The sequence below is a fragment of the Mesorhizobium sp. P2_E6 genome, assembly GCF_056403835.1.
This window is the reverse complement of record NZ_JBFUEQ010000003.1, coordinates 400,068-416,595: the sequence shown is the minus strand read 5'-3', so window position 1 is coordinate 416,595 and position 16,528 is coordinate 400,068. Positions and strand designations below refer to the sequence as shown.

The 16,528-nt window shown below is 63.6% G+C and carries 13 protein-coding genes; all 13 read left to right on the top strand.

Going from position 1 to position 16,528, the window contains the following annotated elements; all coding sequences use genetic code 11:
- The 13 genes from murG (at window position 1) to AC1D08_RS09870 (ending at window position 16,448) form a co-directional block, all read left to right on the top strand.
- Window positions 1-1,128 carry an undecaprenyldiphospho-muramoylpentapeptide beta-N-acetylglucosaminyltransferase gene (gene murG, locus AC1D08_RS09930; RefSeq protein ID WP_457150338.1) on the top strand — a complete coding sequence of 376 codons (1,128 nt, stop codon included), beginning with the start codon at window positions 1-3 and terminating at the stop codon, window positions 1,126-1,128.
- Window positions 1,125-2,531: a UDP-N-acetylmuramate--L-alanine ligase gene (gene murC / locus AC1D08_RS09925; protein WP_457150337.1), complete on the top strand. Its 1,407-nt coding sequence runs from the start codon at window positions 1,125-1,127 to the stop codon at window positions 2,529-2,531. The genes murG and murC overlap by 4 nt, the downstream gene beginning before the upstream one ends.
- Entirely contained in the window at window positions 2,528-3,493 is a 966-nt protein-coding gene (gene murB / locus AC1D08_RS09920; protein ID WP_477423033.1) for a UDP-N-acetylmuramate dehydrogenase, read from the top strand. Before murC ends, murB begins: the two co-directional genes overlap by 4 nt.
- A 302-nt stretch (window positions 3,494-3,795) precedes the next feature.
- Complete coding sequence (locus AC1D08_RS09915; RefSeq protein WP_477423031.1) at window positions 3,796-4,722, top strand: D-alanine--D-alanine ligase; 927 nt, start codon at window positions 3,796-3,798, stop codon at window positions 4,720-4,722.
- Window positions 4,710-5,651, top strand: coding sequence for a cell division protein FtsQ/DivIB (locus tag AC1D08_RS09910; RefSeq protein WP_457153751.1), 942 nt, complete (start codon window positions 4,710-4,712; stop codon window positions 5,649-5,651). Before AC1D08_RS09915 ends, AC1D08_RS09910 begins: the two co-directional genes overlap by 13 nt.
- Window positions 5,648-6,955 (top strand): cell division protein FtsA, encoded by a 1,308-nt coding sequence (gene ftsA, locus AC1D08_RS09905; RefSeq protein WP_095086953.1) that lies wholly within the window; start codon window positions 5,648-5,650, stop codon window positions 6,953-6,955. Before AC1D08_RS09910 ends, ftsA begins: the two co-directional genes overlap by 4 nt.
- Window positions 6,956-7,021: 66 nt before the next feature.
- A complete protein-coding gene (gene ftsZ / locus AC1D08_RS09900) occupies window positions 7,022-8,692 on the top strand; it encodes a cell division protein FtsZ (RefSeq protein WP_457153750.1) in 1,671 nt (556 codons plus the stop codon).
- A 280-nt stretch (window positions 8,693-8,972) separates the two neighbouring features.
- On the top strand, window positions 8,973-9,923 hold the full coding sequence (gene lpxC / locus AC1D08_RS09895; protein WP_457153749.1) for a UDP-3-O-acyl-N-acetylglucosamine deacetylase: 951 nt from the start codon (window positions 8,973-8,975) through the stop codon (window positions 9,921-9,923).
- A gap of 262 nt (window positions 9,924-10,185) precedes the next feature.
- Window positions 10,186-11,058 carry an outer membrane protein assembly factor BamD gene (locus tag AC1D08_RS09890; RefSeq protein ID WP_095086961.1) on the top strand — a complete coding sequence of 291 codons (873 nt, stop codon included), beginning with the start codon at window positions 10,186-10,188 and terminating at the stop codon, window positions 11,056-11,058.
- Between the two features lie 202 nt (window positions 11,059-11,260).
- Window positions 11,261-12,934 carry a DNA repair protein RecN gene (gene recN / locus AC1D08_RS09885; protein ID WP_457154003.1) on the top strand — a complete coding sequence of 558 codons (1,674 nt, stop codon included), beginning with the start codon at window positions 11,261-11,263 and terminating at the stop codon, window positions 12,932-12,934.
- 264 nt (window positions 12,935-13,198) lie between these two features.
- Window positions 13,199-15,403: an NAD-dependent DNA ligase LigA gene (gene ligA, locus AC1D08_RS09880; RefSeq protein ID WP_477226996.1), complete on the top strand. Its 2,205-nt coding sequence runs from the start codon at window positions 13,199-13,201 to the stop codon at window positions 15,401-15,403.
- On the top strand, window positions 15,403-16,095 hold the full coding sequence (locus tag AC1D08_RS09875; RefSeq protein WP_477423078.1) for a DUF2461 domain-containing protein: 693 nt from the start codon (window positions 15,403-15,405) through the stop codon (window positions 16,093-16,095). The genes ligA and AC1D08_RS09875 overlap by 1 nt, the downstream gene beginning before the upstream one ends.
- A gap of 32 nt (window positions 16,096-16,127) precedes the next feature.
- The gene (locus tag AC1D08_RS09870; RefSeq protein WP_477423029.1) at window positions 16,128-16,448 is read left to right on the top strand and encodes a hypothetical protein; all 321 of its coding nucleotides are present in this window, start codon (window positions 16,128-16,130) and stop codon (window positions 16,446-16,448) included.
- The last annotated feature ends 80 nt before the right edge of the window (window positions 16,449-16,528 follow it).

The window sequence follows — 16,528 nt, the reverse complement described above, 5'->3', positions numbered from 1 at the left end:
ATGGCGAGAGGCGTCATCCTTCTCGCGGCAGGTGGAACCGGCGGGCATCTGTTTCCGGCCGAGGCGCTGGCGCATGAGCTGAACGAGCGCGGCTGGACGGTGCATCTGGCCACCGACGACCGCGCCGAGCGGTTCGCCGCCCATTTCCCGGCGGCCGCCATCCATCCGATCCAGTCGGCGACAATGGGCTCGAAGAATCCCATCGCCCTGCTTGGTGCCTTCTGGAAAATCTGGCGCGGTGTGCGCCAGGCCTCCGCGGTCATCGCCAGGATCAAGCCGGATGCGGTCGTCGGCTTTGGTGGCTACCCGACCTTGCCGCCGCTCTATGCGGCGACACGGCGCAAGGTGCCGACGCTGATCCATGAGCAGAACGCAGTGATGGGGCGCGCCAACCGGGCGCTGGCCGGGCGTGTCGACGCCATCGCCGGCGGCTTCCTGCCACAGGACGCCAGTGCCACCGGCGCCAAGACGGTGACGACAGGCAATCCGGTCCGGCCTCCCGTGCTGGAAGCGGCCAAGACGCCTTATGCGGCATCGACCGGGGAGCAGCCGTTCAGGCTGTTGGTGTTCGGCGGGAGCCAGGGTGCGCAGTTCTTTTCGGACGCGGTGCCGGCGGCCGTCGCGCTGCTTTCCGATACGCAACGCAAGCGGTTGCTGATCACGCAGCAGGCGCGCGCCGATGACGTGGCGCGGGTGAAGGCGGCCTATGCCGCACTTGGCGTCGCCGCCGAAGTCTCGCCCTTCTTCACCGACATGGCGCAACGCATAGCGGCGGCGCATCTGGTGGTGTCGCGCTCCGGCGCCTCGACCGTTTCGGAGATCGCCGTCATCGGCCGGCCGGCGCTGCTGGTGCCATATCCCTATGCGCTCGACCACGACCAGGCGGCGAACGCGGCGGCCCTTGCCGCCGCTGGCGGTGGCGAAGTGCACCCGCAATCCTCGCTTTCGCCCGAGCGCATCGCGGCCCTCATCGGTGGGCTGATGGACAGCCCCGAGCGGCTGGCGGCCATGGCGGCGGGAGCGAAATCGGCCGGCCGGCCCGACGCGGCACGGTTGCTCGCCGATCTTACAGAGGCTATTGCGTCCCAAAAAACCGTTTCAGACTTCAGGAAGGGGACGCACGTATGAAGATGCCGCAGACCATCGGCCTTGTGCATTTCATCGGTATTGGCGGCATCGGCATGAGCGGCATCGCCGAAGTGCTGCACAATCTCGGCTACAAGGTGCAGGGGTCCGATCAGGCCGACAGCGCCAATGTGCAGCGGCTGCGCGACAAGGGCATCGAATGCTTCGTCGGCCACCAGGCCGAAAATCTCGGCGATGCCGAGGTTGTCGTCGTCTCGACGGCGATCAAGAAAACAAACCCCGAACTGAAGGCCGCGCGCGAGAAGCTGCTGCCGATCGTGCGCCGCGCCGAGATGCTGGCCGAGCTGATGCGTTTTCGCCAGGCGGTGGCGATTGGCGGCACGCATGGCAAGACGACGACGACCTCGATGGTGGCGACGTTGCTCGAAGCCGGTGGGCTCGATCCGACGGTCATCAATGGCGGCATCATCAATGCCTATGGCACCAATGCGCGCATGGGCGATGGCGAATGGATGGTGGTCGAGGCCGACGAGAGCGACGGCACATTCCTCAAGCTGCCGGCCGAAATCGCCGTCGTCACCAACATCGATCCCGAGCACCTCGACCACTATGGCAGCTTCGACAAGGTGCGCGAGGCGTTCCGCCAGTTCGTCGAGAACGTGCCGTTCTACGGCTTCGGCGTGATGTGCACCGACCACCCGGAAGTGCAGGCCCTGGTCGGCCGCATCGAGGACCGCCGCGTCATCACCTATGGCGAGAACGCGCAGGCCGACGTGCGCTTCACCAACCACCGCATGGCGGGTGCCATTTCGGAATTCGACGTGGTGATCCGCAACCGCAAGAGCGGTGGCCAGACGACGATCGCCGGCCTGCGCTTGCCGATGCCCGGCCGCCACAACGTCTCCAACGCGACGGCGGCGATCGCTGTCGCGCATGAACTTGGCCTGTCCGCCGAGGCGATCAAGAAGGGCCTGTCGTCCTTCGCCGGCGTCAAACGCCGCTTCACTCATACCGGTTCATGGAACGGCGTCGATGTGTTCGACGATTACGGCCATCATCCGGTCGAGATCTCGGCTGTGCTGAAGGCGGCGCGCAGCGCCACTAAGGGCCGCGTCATCGCCATTGCCCAGCCGCATCGCTTCACCCGGCTGCACGACCTGTTCAACGAGTTTTCCACCTGTTTTAACGACGCCGACACGGTGATGGTGGCGCCGGTCTACGCGGCCGGTGAAGAACCGATCGAAGGCGTGACCTCGGATGCCCTGGTGTCGCGCATCCGCGCCGGCGGCCATCGCGACGCACGCTACATCGAAGGTCCGGCAGCAATCGCGCCGATCATCCGCGATCTGGCCAAGCCCGGCGACTTCGTCGTCTTCCTCGGCGCCGGAAACATCACCCAATGGGCTTATGCGTTGCCCAAGGAGCTTGGCGGGACGGTCTCATGATGTATGGCCAGGCCCTGATCGACAGACTTGGCGACCGGCTTGCCGGCCTGCGTGGCCGCCTCACGCCGAATGCCGAGATGGACAAGATCACCTGGTTTCGCGCCGGGGGGCTGGCCGAAGTGCTGTTCCAGCCGGCCGACGAGGAGGACCTGGCCGCCTTCCTCAAAGCCGTTCCCGAGGAAATACCGCTGACCGTCGTCGGCGTCGGCTCGAACCTTCTGGTTCGTGACGGCGGCATTCCGGGTTTTGTCATCCGGCTTTCGGCTAAGGGGTTTGGTGAGGCAGAAGTTGTTTCGCCGACCACGATCAAGGCGGGCGCGGCCACGCCCGACAAGCGCGTTGCCGCCGTGGCGCTGGAAGCCGGCATTGGCGGCTTTCATTTCTATCACGGCATTCCGGGCGCCATCGGCGGCGCGCTGCGGATGAACGCCGGCGCCAACGGCGTCGAGACGCGCGAACGCGTCGTCGAGGTGCGTGCGCTCGACCGCAAGGGCAATGTGCAAACGCTGAGCAATGCCGACATGGGTTACGCCTACCGCCATTCGGCGGCACCTTCCGGGCTGATCTTCACCTCGGCTTTGTTCGAGGGATTTGCCGAGGACAAGACCGCGATCAAGGCGGCGATGGACGCGGTGCAGAACCATCGCGAGACCGTGCAGCCGATCCGCGAAAAGACCGGCGGCTCGACCTTCAAGAATCCCGAAGGCACGTCAGCCTGGAAGGAGATCGACAAGGCGGGCTGCCGCGGCCTGATGATCGGCGGTGCCCAGATGTCGCCGCTGCATTGCAACTTCATGATCAATACGGGAACCGCGACCGGCTACGACCTCGAATACCTCGGCGAGACGGTGCGAACGCGGGTGCTGGAAAATTCGGGCATCCGGCTGCAATGGGAAATCAAGCGCATCGGCAATTTCCGGCCGGGGCATGCCGTGCAGGAGTTTCTCGGGCAACTTCTATAGTGGGTGTTGAAGTTCACGTGATGCATGAACTTCAATGGGGCCGAAAATGGCCCGCGACCGTTGCTGCAAAGACTCAACGGCGCGGTTTTCGCATCCATTTTCTCAGAAAGTGAATCTCTCGGAATCGTAAGTACTTGCCAGTGAATCAACTCTCTGATTCTCTGCTCCAAAGCGTTTCCTGATTTGAGTCGTTCGACGCGTTCGGCGTTTTCCGTCTGGGGGGGCAACCTGCCGGGAGACTCGGACTCAATGTTGCGGAAATCTTGGTTTTTGGTCCGCGGTGAGAGGGGATGACGGGGGAAATGAAAAGCAAGCATGTGGCCGTCCTGCTGGGAGGTTTCTCGTCCGAGCGGCCCGTGTCCCTGTCCTCGGGAAAGGCTTGTGCCGATGAGCTCGAGAAGGAAGGCTACCAGGTCACGCGCGTCGATGTCGGGCGCGATGTCGGCTCGGTGCTTGCCGAACTCCGGCCGGATATCGCGTTCAATGCGCTGCATGGTCCGTTTGGCGAGGATGGTACCATCCAGGGTATCCTCGAATATCTCGGTGTCCCCTATACGCATTCCGGCGTGCTCGCTTCGGCGCTGGCCATGAACAAGGAGCAGGCCAAGCGGGTTGCCAAATCGGTCGGTGTCCCTGTCGCCGAATCGAAGGTCGCCAGCCGCTTCGCCATTCAGAACAAGCACCCGATGAAGCCGCCCTATGTGGTCAAGCCCGTCAATGAGGGGTCAAGCTTCGGCGTCGTCATCGTGCATGAAGGGCAGTCGCATCCGCCGCAGGTCATCGGCTCGTCCGAATGGAAGTATGGCGATACCGTCATGGTCGAACGCTACATCCATGGCCGCGAGCTGACCTGCGCCGTAATGGGCGATGTCGCTCTGGGAGTCTGCGAGATCATCCCGACCGGCCATTCCTTCTACGACTATGATTCAAAATATGTCGCGGGGGGATCAAAGCACGAATGCCCCGCAAAAGTTTCACCGAATATTTACCAAAAAATACAAACACTGGCGCTCAAGGCTCATCAAGCGATCGGCTGTCGGGGCGTTTCCCGGTCGGACTTCCGTTATGACGATCGGCATTCCGAAAACGGCGAGGTTGTCTGGCTCGAGGTCAACACCCAGCCGGGTATGACGCCGACGTCCTTGGTGCCTGAAATCGCCGCCCAGGCCGGGCATTCGTTTGGCGATTTGTTGAGTTGGATGGTGGAGGACGCTTCGTGTCTGCGTTGAAATGGGGACAAGGCAAGGGGAAAGGCGCGGCAGGGCCGGCGCTGTTCGGCCTGCCGTTGTCATCAGGCCATTTCGTGCTGCCGCGTGTGCTTCGCCGCCCGGTGCGCGTTCTTGCGCGCCTGGGCGTGGGTGAATTCCAGGCGCCGCGCTTCTCCGCGGCCATGATGTCTGCCGTGCTGCTTGTGTCGAGCAGTGCCTATGGCGCCTACCTCGGCGGCCATGTCGACGGCATCGTCCAAAGCATCACTGCCCGCACCGGCTTTGCCGTCGATCAGGTCAAGGTGGTCGGCAATCGCCAGACCTCCGAGATCGACATTCTCGACAGGCTCGAGCTCGACGGCTGGACCTCGCTGATCGGTTTCGATGCCGGGGCCGCGCGGGAGCGCATTGCTACCTTGCCTTGGATCGAGGTCGCCGCGGTGCGCAAGGTCTATCCGCACACGCTGGAAGTGCGCGTCGAAGAGCGCGAGCCTTTCGCGCTCTGGCAGCAGGGCGATGAGCTCTCTGTTATCGAGAAGAATGGCGCCGTGATCGCGCCGTTCTCCGGCGGCAAGCAGGTGCTTCTGCCTTTGCTGATCGGTCTCGGTGCGCCGGCCAAGGCGCCGGACTTCCTGGTCAAGGTCGAAAAATACCCCGAGCTGGCGAGCCGGATCAAAGGCTATGTCCGCGTTGGCGAGCGGCGCTGGGACCTGAAGCTGGACAACGGCATCACCGTCAAGCTTCCCGAGGATGGCGAGGATCAGGCGATCGCCGAGCTCGTCAAGATGGACCAGGACAAGGGGCTGTTGTCGCGCGATATCGCCGCCGTCGACATGCGCCTGACGGACAGGCTGGTCGTGCAGTTGACGCCCGAGGCGGCGACGCAGCGCGAAGCCGCCCTCAACGAAAAACCCAAAAGCCTGAAGCGCAAGCCGGAGACGAAAATATGAGCTGGCTTGGCGGTCATGGCGACGCCGCGTCGCGCCGGTCCGGCACCCTGACGGTGCTGGATGTCGGTTCGAGCAAGGTCTGCTGCATGGTGGCCAAGCTGAAACCGAGCGATGACGGCAAGCTGTTGCGCGGCCGCTCGCACCGGATCCAGGTGATCGGCATCGGCCATCAGAAGTCGCAAGGCGTGAAGTCGGGAGTCGTCGTCGACCTCGATCGCGCCGAGCATGCCATTCGTCTTTCCGTCGATGCGGCCGAGCGCATGGCTGGGCTGACGGTCGATTCGCTGATCGTCAACATGACCGCCGGCCGGCTGAAGAGCGAAGCCTTCTCGGCCACCATCAACCTTGGCGGCCACGAGGCCGACGAGGCCGATATCAAGCGCGTTCTCGGCGCCGGCGCCAAGCAGGCCTTGAAGGCCGAACGCGAGGTGATCCATTCGCTCCCCGTCGGCTTTTCGCTGGACGCCGAGCGCGGCGTGCGCGATCCGCGCGGCATGGTCGGCGACGCACTTGGCGTCGACATGCATGTCTTGACCGGTGACGCCGCGCCGATGCGCAACCTGGAGCTTTCCATCAACCGGTCGCACCTGTCGGTCGAGCGCATGGTGGCGACGCCCTATGCCAGCGGGCTGGCCGCCCTGGTCGACGACGAACTGGAAATGGGCGCCGCCTGCATCGACATGGGCGGCGGCACGACGACGATCTCGGTGTTTTCGGACGGCAAGTTCGTCCATGGCGACGCCATCGCAATCGGCGGCAACCATGTCACGCTGGACATGGCCAAGGGCCTGTCGACCTCGCTCGACGCCGCCGAGCGGCTGAAGGTGATGCATGGCTCGGCATTGCCGGGCAGCGCCGACGACCGCGACCTGGTCTCGATCCAACCGATCGGCGACGATGGCGACGTGCCGCTGCAGATCCCGCGCTCGGTGATGACGCGCATCGTGCGCGCCCGCATCGACGAGACGCTCGAACTGCTGCGCGACCGGCTGAACAAGTCCGGCTACGGCAATGCAGTGGGCAAGCGCGTCGTCTTGACCGGCGGCGCCAGCCAGCTTGCCGGCCTGCCGGAGGCGGCTCGCCGGATCCTCGGACGCAATGTGCGCATCGGCCGCCCGCTTGGCGTGGCGGGCCTGCCGGAAGCGGCGAAGGGACCGGCCTTCTCGGCTGCGGTGGGGCTTCTGATCTATCCGCAGATGGCGAGCTTCGAGAGCCATCCGGCGAAAGGAATTTCCGGTCTCAGAATGACCGGAACGGGTGGAAAACTGCATCGCATGAGTCAGTGGTTGAGAGACAGTTTCTAATTGACGGGGACAGCCCCATAGGCGGCCGCGGCGGCGAAGCGGCGTGAAAGGCAAAGGACGGAGACAATGACGATCAATCTGCAAAAGCCGGACATCACCGAGCTTAAGCCGCGGATCACCGTTTTCGGTGTCGGCGGCGGCGGCGGCAATGCCGTCAACAACATGATCACCGCCGGTCTGCGCGGTGTCGAGTTCGTGGTGGCCAACACCGACGCTCAGGCGCTGACCATGTCGAAGGCCGATCGGCTGATCCAGCTCGGCGCGCATGTCACCGAAGGCCTTGGCGCCGGATCGCAGCCGGAAGTCGGCCGCGCGGCGGCGGAGGAATGCATCGACGAGATCATCGATCATCTGTCCAACACCCATATGTGCTTCGTCACCGCGGGCATGGGCGGCGGCACCGGCACGGGTGCGGCTCCGGTCGTGGCGCGTGCCGCACGCGAAAAGGGCATCCTCACCGTCGGCGTCGTCACCAAGCCGTTCCATTTCGAAGGCCAGCGCCGCATGAAGACGGCGGATTTTGGCATCGAAGAGCTGCAGAAATGCGTCGATACGCTGATCGTCATCCCCAACCAGAACCTGTTCCGGCTGGCCAATGACAAGACGACCTTCGCCGACGCCTTCGCCATGGCCGACCAGGTGCTCTATTCCGGTGTTGCCTGCATCACCGACCTGATGGTGAAGGAAGGCCTGATCAACCTCGACTTCGCCGACGTGCGTTCGGTCATGCGCGAGATGGGCAAGGCGATGATGGGCACCGGCGAGGCTTCGGGCGAGGGCCGCGCGATGGCCGCCGCCGAGGCAGCCATTGCCAACCCGCTGCTCGACGAGACCTCGATGAAGGGCGCCAAGGGCCTGCTGATTTCGATAACCGGCGGCCGCGACCTGACCCTGTTCGAGGTCGACGAAGCGGCGACCCGCATCCGCGAGGAAGTCGACCAGGACGCCAACATCATCCTCGGCGCCACCTTCGACGAAGAGCTCGAAGGCGTCATCCGCGTGTCGGTGGTTGCCACCGGCATCGACAAGTCGGCGGCGGAAATCGCCGCAGCGCCGATCTCGATCCGCACCGCTCCGCAGAAGCCGGTCAGCCGCCCGGCCGTTGCCGCGGTGGAAAGCCGACCGGCGCCGGTCCAGCAGGCAGCTTACGAACCGCGCGCCGTCGACCCGGTCGCCGAAGCCATCCAGCTGGCGGAAGCAAATGCAGCGGCGATGGCGCAGGCTCGTCCGGCTCCCGTTGCCCATGCGGAGGATTTCCGCCCGCAGAGCAAGATCTTCCAGGCACCGCCAGCACAGCCGATGCCGCAGCCCGTGGCACAGCCGGCCCCGCAGCCACGCGAAATGCTGCGTGAAGCGCCGCAACCGGTTGCGATGGCGCCGCAGCGGATGCCGCGCGTCGAGGACTTTCCGCCGGTCGTCAAGGCCGAGGTGGATGCCAAGAACCGCCCGGCCGACCACGAGAACAGCAGCGGACCGATGGGCCTGCTGAAGCGCCTGACGAACGGCCTGACCCGTCGCGAGGAAGAGCCTGCACGGCTGCAGCCGGCGCAGCCGCGCGAACCCAAGCTGCGCCAGGCAGCGCCTGAGGTGCGCCGTCTTGCCAGCCAGGACGCGCAGCTCTACGCGCCGCGCCGCGGTCAACTCGACGAGCAGGGCCGCCTGACGCCGCAGGTGAGGGCGACTCAGGACGATGATCAGCTGGAGATTCCGGCGTTCCTGCGCCGCCAGGCCAACTGATTGGTAAACGGGCTTTAAGAATTGTTAACAGGCAAGCAAGAAACTGCTTGCCTGTTAACGTTTAAAATCATGAGATTTCAATAGCTTATCAAGCTCAACTGGATCCGGCTCGCAGTTACAAAGAGTAAGAAACCGTGATTTGGAGTCTCCCACCCGCGACATTATCTTCCGGCCACCATAGTCGGTTTGTCAGGATTTCGGGGGAAGTCGCCCTGCCTGCCGATTTCAACAAGAGCCGCGCCCTCGGGCTGGAGAAGCGGACCTTAGGCATTACGGGCTTATGGGGATTGTCTTGCACGACTATCAGACGACAGTGAAGACGCGCGCGTCGCTTACCGGCACCGGCGTCCACAGCGGCAAGGAAGTTTCCATCAGCTTCGTGCCGGCAGATGCCGATACCGGCATCGTGTTCCAGATTTTCAACGGCGCAGAGCAGGGCCGCGAGGTTCGCGCCTTGGTTTCCGAAGTCGGCGCCACAGACCTGTGCACCATGCTGGGTGATCCCGCTGGCGAGCACATCGCCACGGTAGAGCACATCATGGCGGCGCTGTTCGGGCTCGGCATCGACAATGTCGCCATCGAGATCGACGGGTCCGAGGTTCCCATCTTCGACGGCAGCGCCATGGCGTTCGTCGAAGCCATCGACCAGGCCGGCGTCGAGACGCTGTCGGTCAAGCGCCGTTATATCAGGGTCATCAAGCCGGTTCGCATCGAGAACGGCGCCTCGTGGGCGGAGTTCAAGCCTTACGACGGCACCCGTTTCGAGATCGAGATCGACTTCGAAAGCCCGGCAATCGGCCGGCAGCTGTTCGCGTCCGACCTCAACGCCGATATCTTCCGCCGCGACCTCGCGCGCGCCCGCACCTTCGGCTTCATGAAGGATGTCGAGCGGCTGTGGGCCGCCGGCTATGCGCTCGGCTCCTCGCTGGAGAATTCGCTGGTGATCGGTGACGACAACCGCGTCATCAACATGGGCGGCCTGCGTTATCCCAACGAATTCGTCCGCCACAAGACGCTTGACGCCATGGGCGACCTGGCGTTGGCCGGTGCCCGTTTCATCGGCTGCTTCCGCTCCTATCGCGGCGGCCACAGGATGAATGCCGCCGCACTGCGTCGCCTGCTGTCGGATCGCACGGCATTCGAGATCGTCGAGACGACACGCCGCGAGCGCGGCCGCAGCGCCGAGATGAACGCCGTCAACGCGCCGCTCTACGCGCCCTGGATGATCTGATTTTCCTAACTTTTTTCGGATTCCTGGCAGATAGAGGTGTTGCATGAATGCACCACCTGTCGGTGAAATTGCACTGATTTTCAAGCAGCGTCCGGCTGCCACAAAAATGTGCGATTGGCCGGCGATAGCGTTGCCGGGCAAGGCGGTTATGGTTTATGGCTGCTGCCGTCGATTAGGGCATGTCGCTCAAAAGTGGGGATCAAGTTTGGGACCACGGCATGCAACACGCATTGAAATAACGCCGAAAGGGCGGAATCCAATCATGTTCTTCAAGCGAGTTGGTCAATCGAAAGCGCCGCAGCGGGCTGTTTTCCTGGCGCTTTCGGTGGTTGTTCCATCGCTCTTCCTGTCGGCCTGCATGTCGTCGGAGAAAGATATCGACCTGTCGACCTATGTCGACCAGACCGAGCCGGCCGATGTTCTCTACAATCAAGGTCTTGCCAATCTGAATGCCGGGCGCCTGCAAGAGGCGAGCCGCAAATTCGATGCCGTCGACCGTCAGCATCCTTATTCGGAATTCGCCCGCAAATCGATGGTGATGGGCGCTTTCGCAGACTATCGCCAGGGCAACTACGACGAGGCGATCGGCTCGGCCAAACGCTACCTCACGCTCTATCCGTCGACCGATGACGCCGCTTACGCGCAGTACATCATCGGCTTGAGCTACTACCGCCAGATCAAGGACGTGACGCAGGACCAGAAGGAAGCGCGCCAGACCCTTCAGACGATGCAGGACCTGGTGACGCGCTGGCCGACATCGGAATATGTCGATGACGCCAAGGAAAAGATGCGCTTCGCCAACGACCAGCTGGCCGGCAAGGAAATGCAGATCGGCCGCTACTATCTCGAGCGCCGCGAATACATCGCCGCCGTCAAGCGCTTCCGCACCGTGGTGGAGAACTATTCCAACACACGGCATGTCGAGGAGGCGCTCGCCCGCCTGACCGAAAGTTATTACGCGATGGGCCTGACCTCGGAGGCACAGACCGCCGCCGCGGTGCTCGGCACCAACTACCCCGACAGTTCGTGGTACAAGGATTCCTACAAGCTGCTGCAGAGCAACGGGCTTGCGCCGCGCGAGAATGCCGGCTCGTGGATATCCAAGGCCGGGAAGATGATCACCGGCGGCGCCTGACCCCAGAGCATTGGACCGAAGCGTACGCAACGCTTTTTCGGATTGATCCGGTGCCCAAACAAAAAGATAGTGCGGCGCTGCGACTCCAGATGGTCGAGTGCCGCTCTAAAGCGCATCGCGCTTTAGGTCTTTTGTCTTTGTGCATGTCGTTATCCCAAAACCGGGTCCACTTTTGGGCGACATGCAATAGGTCCGGGTTCTGATGCTTTCCAGACTGTCGATCCGCGATATCGTCCTGATCGAGAAGCTGGATATCGACTTCCAGCCGGGTCTTTCCGTGCTGACCGGCGAAACCGGCGCCGGCAAATCCATCCTGCTCGATGCCCTGTCGCTGGCGCTCGGCGCGCGCGGCGACGCGTCGCTTGTGCGCCATGGCGCGGCGCAGGGCCAGGTGATCGCCGTCTTCGACGTGCCGCGCAACCATCCAGCCCGCACACTGCTTGCCGAGAACGCCATCGACGATGACGGCGACATCATCCTGCGCCGCCTCCAGACGGCAGATGGCCGCACCCGCGTCTTCGTCAACGACCAGCCTTCGAGCGTCACGCTGATGCGCGATGTCGGCCGCGCGCTGGTCGAGATCCACGGCCAGCACGACGAACGCGCTCTGGTCGATCCCGGCGCACACCGCGATGTGCTTGACGCTTTCGGCGGCCATCTCGGCGCTGTCCGCTCGACCGGCGAGGCGTGGCGGCACTGGCGCGCCTGCGAGCAGGAGCTGTCGCGTCACAGCGCCAAGGTGGCGGCGGCCGCGCGCGAGGCCGACTATCTGCGTGCGGCGGTGGCGGAACTGACGAAGCTCGATCCGCAGCCGGGCGAGGAGACCGATCTCGCTGAGCTGCGCGCATCCATGATGCGGGCGGAGAAGATCGCTTCCGAAATCCATGACGCGCAAGATGTGCTGTCCGGTCCGTCCTCGCCCTTGCCGCAACTGGCGAGCCTGCTCAGGCGGCTGCAGCGCAAGGTGACGGAAGCGCCGGGCCTGCTCGACGACGTGGTCAAGTCGCTCGACGAGGCAATGCTGTCGCTCGACGCCGCGCAATCGGGCGTCGAGGCCGCACTGCGCGCCACCGAATATGATCCACAGCGGCTGGAGAAGGCGGAGGAGCGGTTGTTTTCGCTGCGCGCCGCTTCGCGCAAGCACACTGTCGCCGTCGACGACCTGGCGCAATTGCGCGACACGATGTCGGCCGATCTCGCCGATCTCGATGCCGGCGAGGAACGCTTGCACGGGCTGGAAAAGCAGGCTGCCGCGGCGCGCGAGACCTATGACATAGCCGCCGCACAGCTGTCCTCGCTGCGTCATGCGGCAGCAGTCGGCCTGACCAAGGCGGTCATGGCCGAGTTGCCGGCTCTAAAGCTCGAACGCGCCGCCTTCATCGTCGAGATGAAGAGCGAGGCCGAGGGCCGCATGGAAGAAGGCATCGACCAGATCGAATTCTGGGTGCGCACCAATCCAGGCACACGGCCCGGGCCGATGATGAAGGTCGCTTCCGGCGGTGAGCTGTCGCGCTTCCTGTTGGCGCTGAAGGTGGCGCTGGCCGACCGTGGCTCGGCGCCGACGCTGGTTTTCGATGAAATCGACACCGGCGTGGGCGGCGCGGTCGCCGACGCCATCGGCCAGCGGCTGGCGCGATTGTCGAAACGCGTCCAGGTGCTGTCGGTCACGCATGCGCCGCAGGTAGCGGCACGTGCGGCGACGCATTTCCTGATCTCCAAGTCGGGCAGCACCGACCGAGTCGCGACCGGCATTGCCGAGATGGACCGGCCGGCGCGGCAGGAAGAGATCGCGCGCATGCTGGCCGGCGCCACCATCACCGACGAGGCGCGCGCCGCCGCCGAGCGGCTGCTGCGCGAGAACACCGCCGCGTCCTGACGATGCACGGTTCGCCAGGCTGGCAAAAATCCCGGCTTCGCAACAGAGTCAGCTTGTGGCGCCATCCCGCTGTTTCGGCGCGGTTTTATCAGAATTTTGCTCCCTTGGATCCGAAAGCTGATCTATGGTCGCGGACCACCAAAGCGCGTCGCGCCGAATCGGATTTGCGCGACGCGCTCTGGGTCTTTGTTGCTATGCGTGTCGTTGTCCCAAAACCGCTGCGCACTTTTGGGCGGCATACATCTATGAGCCGGGTCTGAAACCATGTCCGAAAAACCAGTCGATGCCCTGACAGACAGCGAAGCCAAAGCCGAGCTGAAGCGCTTGGCGGAAGAGATCGCCGAGCATGACCGGCGCTACCATACCGAGGATGCGCCGATAATCTCCGATGCGGAATATGATGCGTTGACGCGCCGCAACCTTGCCATTGAGCAGCGCTTTCCGGCGCTGGTGCGCGAGGATTCGCCGTCGCGCAGGGTCGGTGCGGCGCCGGCGGAAGGCTTCGCCAAGGTGCGCCATGCGGTGCCCATGCTCAGCCTCGCCAAGGCCTATACCGACGAGGATGTCGCCGACTTCATCGAACGCGGCCGGCGGTTCTTCGATCGCGACAAGGATCTCGACATCGCCTTCACGGCCGAGCCGAAGATCGACGGTTTGTCGGCATCGCTGCGCTATGAAAGCGGTGTGTTCGTGCAGGGCGCAACGCGTGGCGACGGTGCCGTCGGCGAGGACATCACCGCCAATCTCAGGACGATCGCCGACATCCCCGCGAAGCTGAAAGGCTCGGGCTGGCCAGAAATCATCGAGATACGCGGCGAGGTCTATATGACCTACGCGGAATTCGAGGCGCTGAAGCAACGCTCGGCGGCGGTTGGCGGCCAGGACTACGTCAATCCGCGCAACACGGCGGCCGGTTCCCTGCGCCAGAAGGATCCATCCGTCACCGCCAGCCGCAACCTCAAATTCTTCGCCTATGCCTGGGGCTATACGTCTGAGGATCCCGCTCCGACCCAGTACGGCGCCGTGCAGAAGTTCAAGGATTGGGGGTTCGCGATCAGCCCGCTGATGGTGCGGGCGAAGTCGGCCGAGGAGTTGATCGCGCATTATCATCGGATCGAGGAGCAGCGCTCCTCGTTGGGCTACGACATTGATGGCGTCGTCTACAAGGTCGACCAGCTGGAGCTGCAGCGCAGATGGGGTTTCGTCACCGGCGAGCCGCGCTGGGCGGTTGCGCATAAATTCCCCGCCGAACAGGCGATGACGACCGTGCAGAAGATCGACATCCAGGTCGGCCGCACCGGCACGCTGGCGCCGGTTGCGCGGCTGGCGCCGGTCACGGTCGGCGGCGTCGTGGTCGAAAACGTCACGCTGCACAATGAGGACTACATCAAGGGCCTGGACAGCACGGGACAGCCGATAAGGGACGGCATCGACGTGCGCATCGGCGATACGGTGGTGATCCAGCGGGCAGGGGATGTCATTCCACAGATCGTCAGCGTCGTCATCGACAAGCGTCCGCCCGACGCCGTGCCATACGAATTCCCGCACACCTGTCCGATCTGCGGCTCGCCCGCGACGCGTGAAATCAACGAGAAGACAGGCAAGGAAGATTCCCGCCGCCGTTGCACCGGCGAACTGATCTGCCCCGCGCAGGCCGTGGAAGGATTGCGGCACTTCGTGTCACGCGGTGCCCTGGACATCGAAGGCCTGGGCGCCGAGAACATAGACACTTTCTTCAATGCGGGATTGATCAAGACAGCCGCCGATATCTTCACGCTCAGGGATCGCCGTCCGGCCGTCACCAAGGCGTTGGCCGAGCGGCGCGAGGAGCAGGCTAGGCAGCGCGAGGCGGCATCGGGCAAGACGCGCAAGAATGTGCGCAGCGTCGAGGATCGCAATTACGAAGGCCTCGACAAACTGTTTGCTGCCATCGACTCGCGCCGCGAACCGGAACTGGACCGCTTCATCTTCGCGCTCGGCATCCGCCATATCGGCGAAACCACGGCCGCAGTGCTTGCCAAAACCTTCTCGACCATCGAGGAACTGATCCGCGTCGGCAAGGAGACAGCGGCGGCCGACGATCCGCACAGCGTTTTCCCATCGGTCAACGGCATCGGCGACACGGTCATCGATGCGCTACGCGACTTCTTCGGCAACGAACGCAACGACGACGTGCTGGACGCGCTGCTCAAACAGGTCAAGCCGAAGCCGTATATCGTGACCATCTCGGCCGACAGCGCGGTGGCTGGCAAGACGATTGTGTTCACAGGCACGCTGGAAAAGATGACCCGCCCCGAAGCCAAGGCAATGGCCGAACGCCTCGGCGCGAAGGTCGCGGGCTCGGTTTCGGCGAAGACGGATCTGGTGGTCGCCGGGCCGGGCGCCGGCTCCAAGCTCAAGCTCGCCAGCGAGCTCGGCGTCGAAGTGATCGACGAGGACGCCTGGCTTGTGCGGATCGGCAAGGCGTGATGGAAGGTGCATTCAAGGGTTTCGGGCAGAAGGCCATTCCGTTCCTGAAGGCGCTGGATTTCCATCAGAGCCGGGAGTGGTTCCTGGAAAACCGCGACCTGTTCGAAAAGGAGTTGCGCGATCCCTTCGGCGATCTGGTCGAAACGCTCACGGAGCGTTTCACGCAAGCTGGGCTCGGCCTGCGCGGCGATCGCAAGAAGTCGCTGTTCCGTATCAACCGCGACGTGCGCTTCGCCAAGGACAAGCGGCCTTACAACCGGCATCTGTCGGCGATCCTGTCGCCCGACGGCACCAAGATGGCGCACGGCGTGTTCTACGTTCATGTCGGGCTCGAGGGTTGCTTTGCCGACGTTGCCTGGTGGCAGCCGGAGCCGGCACTGCTGCTGGCTATGCGCAAAGCCATCGCGACGCAGCCTGACAAGTTCCGCGCCATGGCAAAGGCGCTGAAGAAGAACGGCCTTGAGCTTGAGACGGAAGGCCGCATGAAGCGTACCCCACGCGGCTTCGAGCAGATCAGCGAACCCGATCTGACTGACGCCATCCGCAACCGGCATTTTGTCGTCCAGCATGTGATCGACCCGGCGGGGATCCATGGTGCGCAGCTGGTCGACGAACTTGTCGATTTCACCTTGCGCGCCAAACCGCTGCTCGGCTGGGGCAGGGCGATCGAGGGCGGTGCTGCCCCTGCCTAGATCGGATAATGGGGTAGCCGAGGGACAACGAAATGTCGGATTGCAAGATCGAATTTCGCAAAAATCCGTTGCCCGACGGAACGCCTCAGCGCGAGTTTCTGACTGATGCCGAATTCTACCAGGTCGCCGAGATCGTAAAGACAGATTCGGAAGTTATGGCCGCGATCCACCGGCAGGCGGAAAAAATAAATCGAAATCGTGGGTTAGACGAACCAGACGACGACGAGATACCAGTCGCAGGCTGTTTACCGAAGATTGCCGCTGTCATTCACGATGTGACGTCACGAGACAGTTCGGCAGTTTTGGCGTTTAGGTTTGTCGTTGAGTTCTTGAAGGAAGAAAACCTCATATAGAGAAGATCGGCGATGTAGCGGTAGGGCAGCGCTTGAATCCGTTCCAACGCGACCGCTTTGACCGGGCTACGAAAAAGCGG

Excerpts from the sequence above, each read along its gene's own strand:
- murG (WP_457150338.1), top strand. The coding sequence starts at position 1 with ATGGCGAGAGGCGTCATCCTTCTCGCGGCAGGTGGAACCGGCGGGCAT.
- murC (WP_457150337.1), top strand. The coding sequence starts at position 1,125 with ATGAAGATGCCGCAGACCATCGGCCTTGTGCATTTCATCGGTATTGGC.
- murB (WP_477423033.1), top strand. The coding sequence starts at position 2,528 with ATGATGTATGGCCAGGCCCTGATCGACAGACTTGGCGACCGGCTTGCC.
- AC1D08_RS09915 (WP_477423031.1), top strand. The coding sequence starts at position 3,796 with ATGAAAAGCAAGCATGTGGCCGTCCTGCTGGGAGGTTTCTCGTCCGAG.
- ftsA (WP_095086953.1), top strand. The coding sequence starts at position 5,648 with ATGAGCTGGCTTGGCGGTCATGGCGACGCCGCGTCGCGCCGGTCCGGC.
- ftsZ (WP_457153750.1), top strand. The coding sequence starts at position 7,022 with ATGACGATCAATCTGCAAAAGCCGGACATCACCGAGCTTAAGCCGCGG.
- lpxC (WP_457153749.1), top strand. The coding sequence starts at position 8,973 with ATGGGGATTGTCTTGCACGACTATCAGACGACAGTGAAGACGCGCGCG.
- AC1D08_RS09890 (WP_095086961.1), top strand. The coding sequence starts at position 10,186 with ATGTTCTTCAAGCGAGTTGGTCAATCGAAAGCGCCGCAGCGGGCTGTT.
- recN (WP_457154003.1), top strand. The coding sequence starts at position 11,261 with ATGCTTTCCAGACTGTCGATCCGCGATATCGTCCTGATCGAGAAGCTG.
- ligA (WP_477226996.1), top strand. The coding sequence starts at position 13,199 with ATGTCCGAAAAACCAGTCGATGCCCTGACAGACAGCGAAGCCAAAGCC.
- AC1D08_RS09875 (WP_477423078.1), top strand. The coding sequence starts at position 15,403 with ATGGAAGGTGCATTCAAGGGTTTCGGGCAGAAGGCCATTCCGTTCCTG.
- AC1D08_RS09870 (WP_477423029.1), top strand. The coding sequence starts at position 16,128 with ATGTCGGATTGCAAGATCGAATTTCGCAAAAATCCGTTGCCCGACGGA.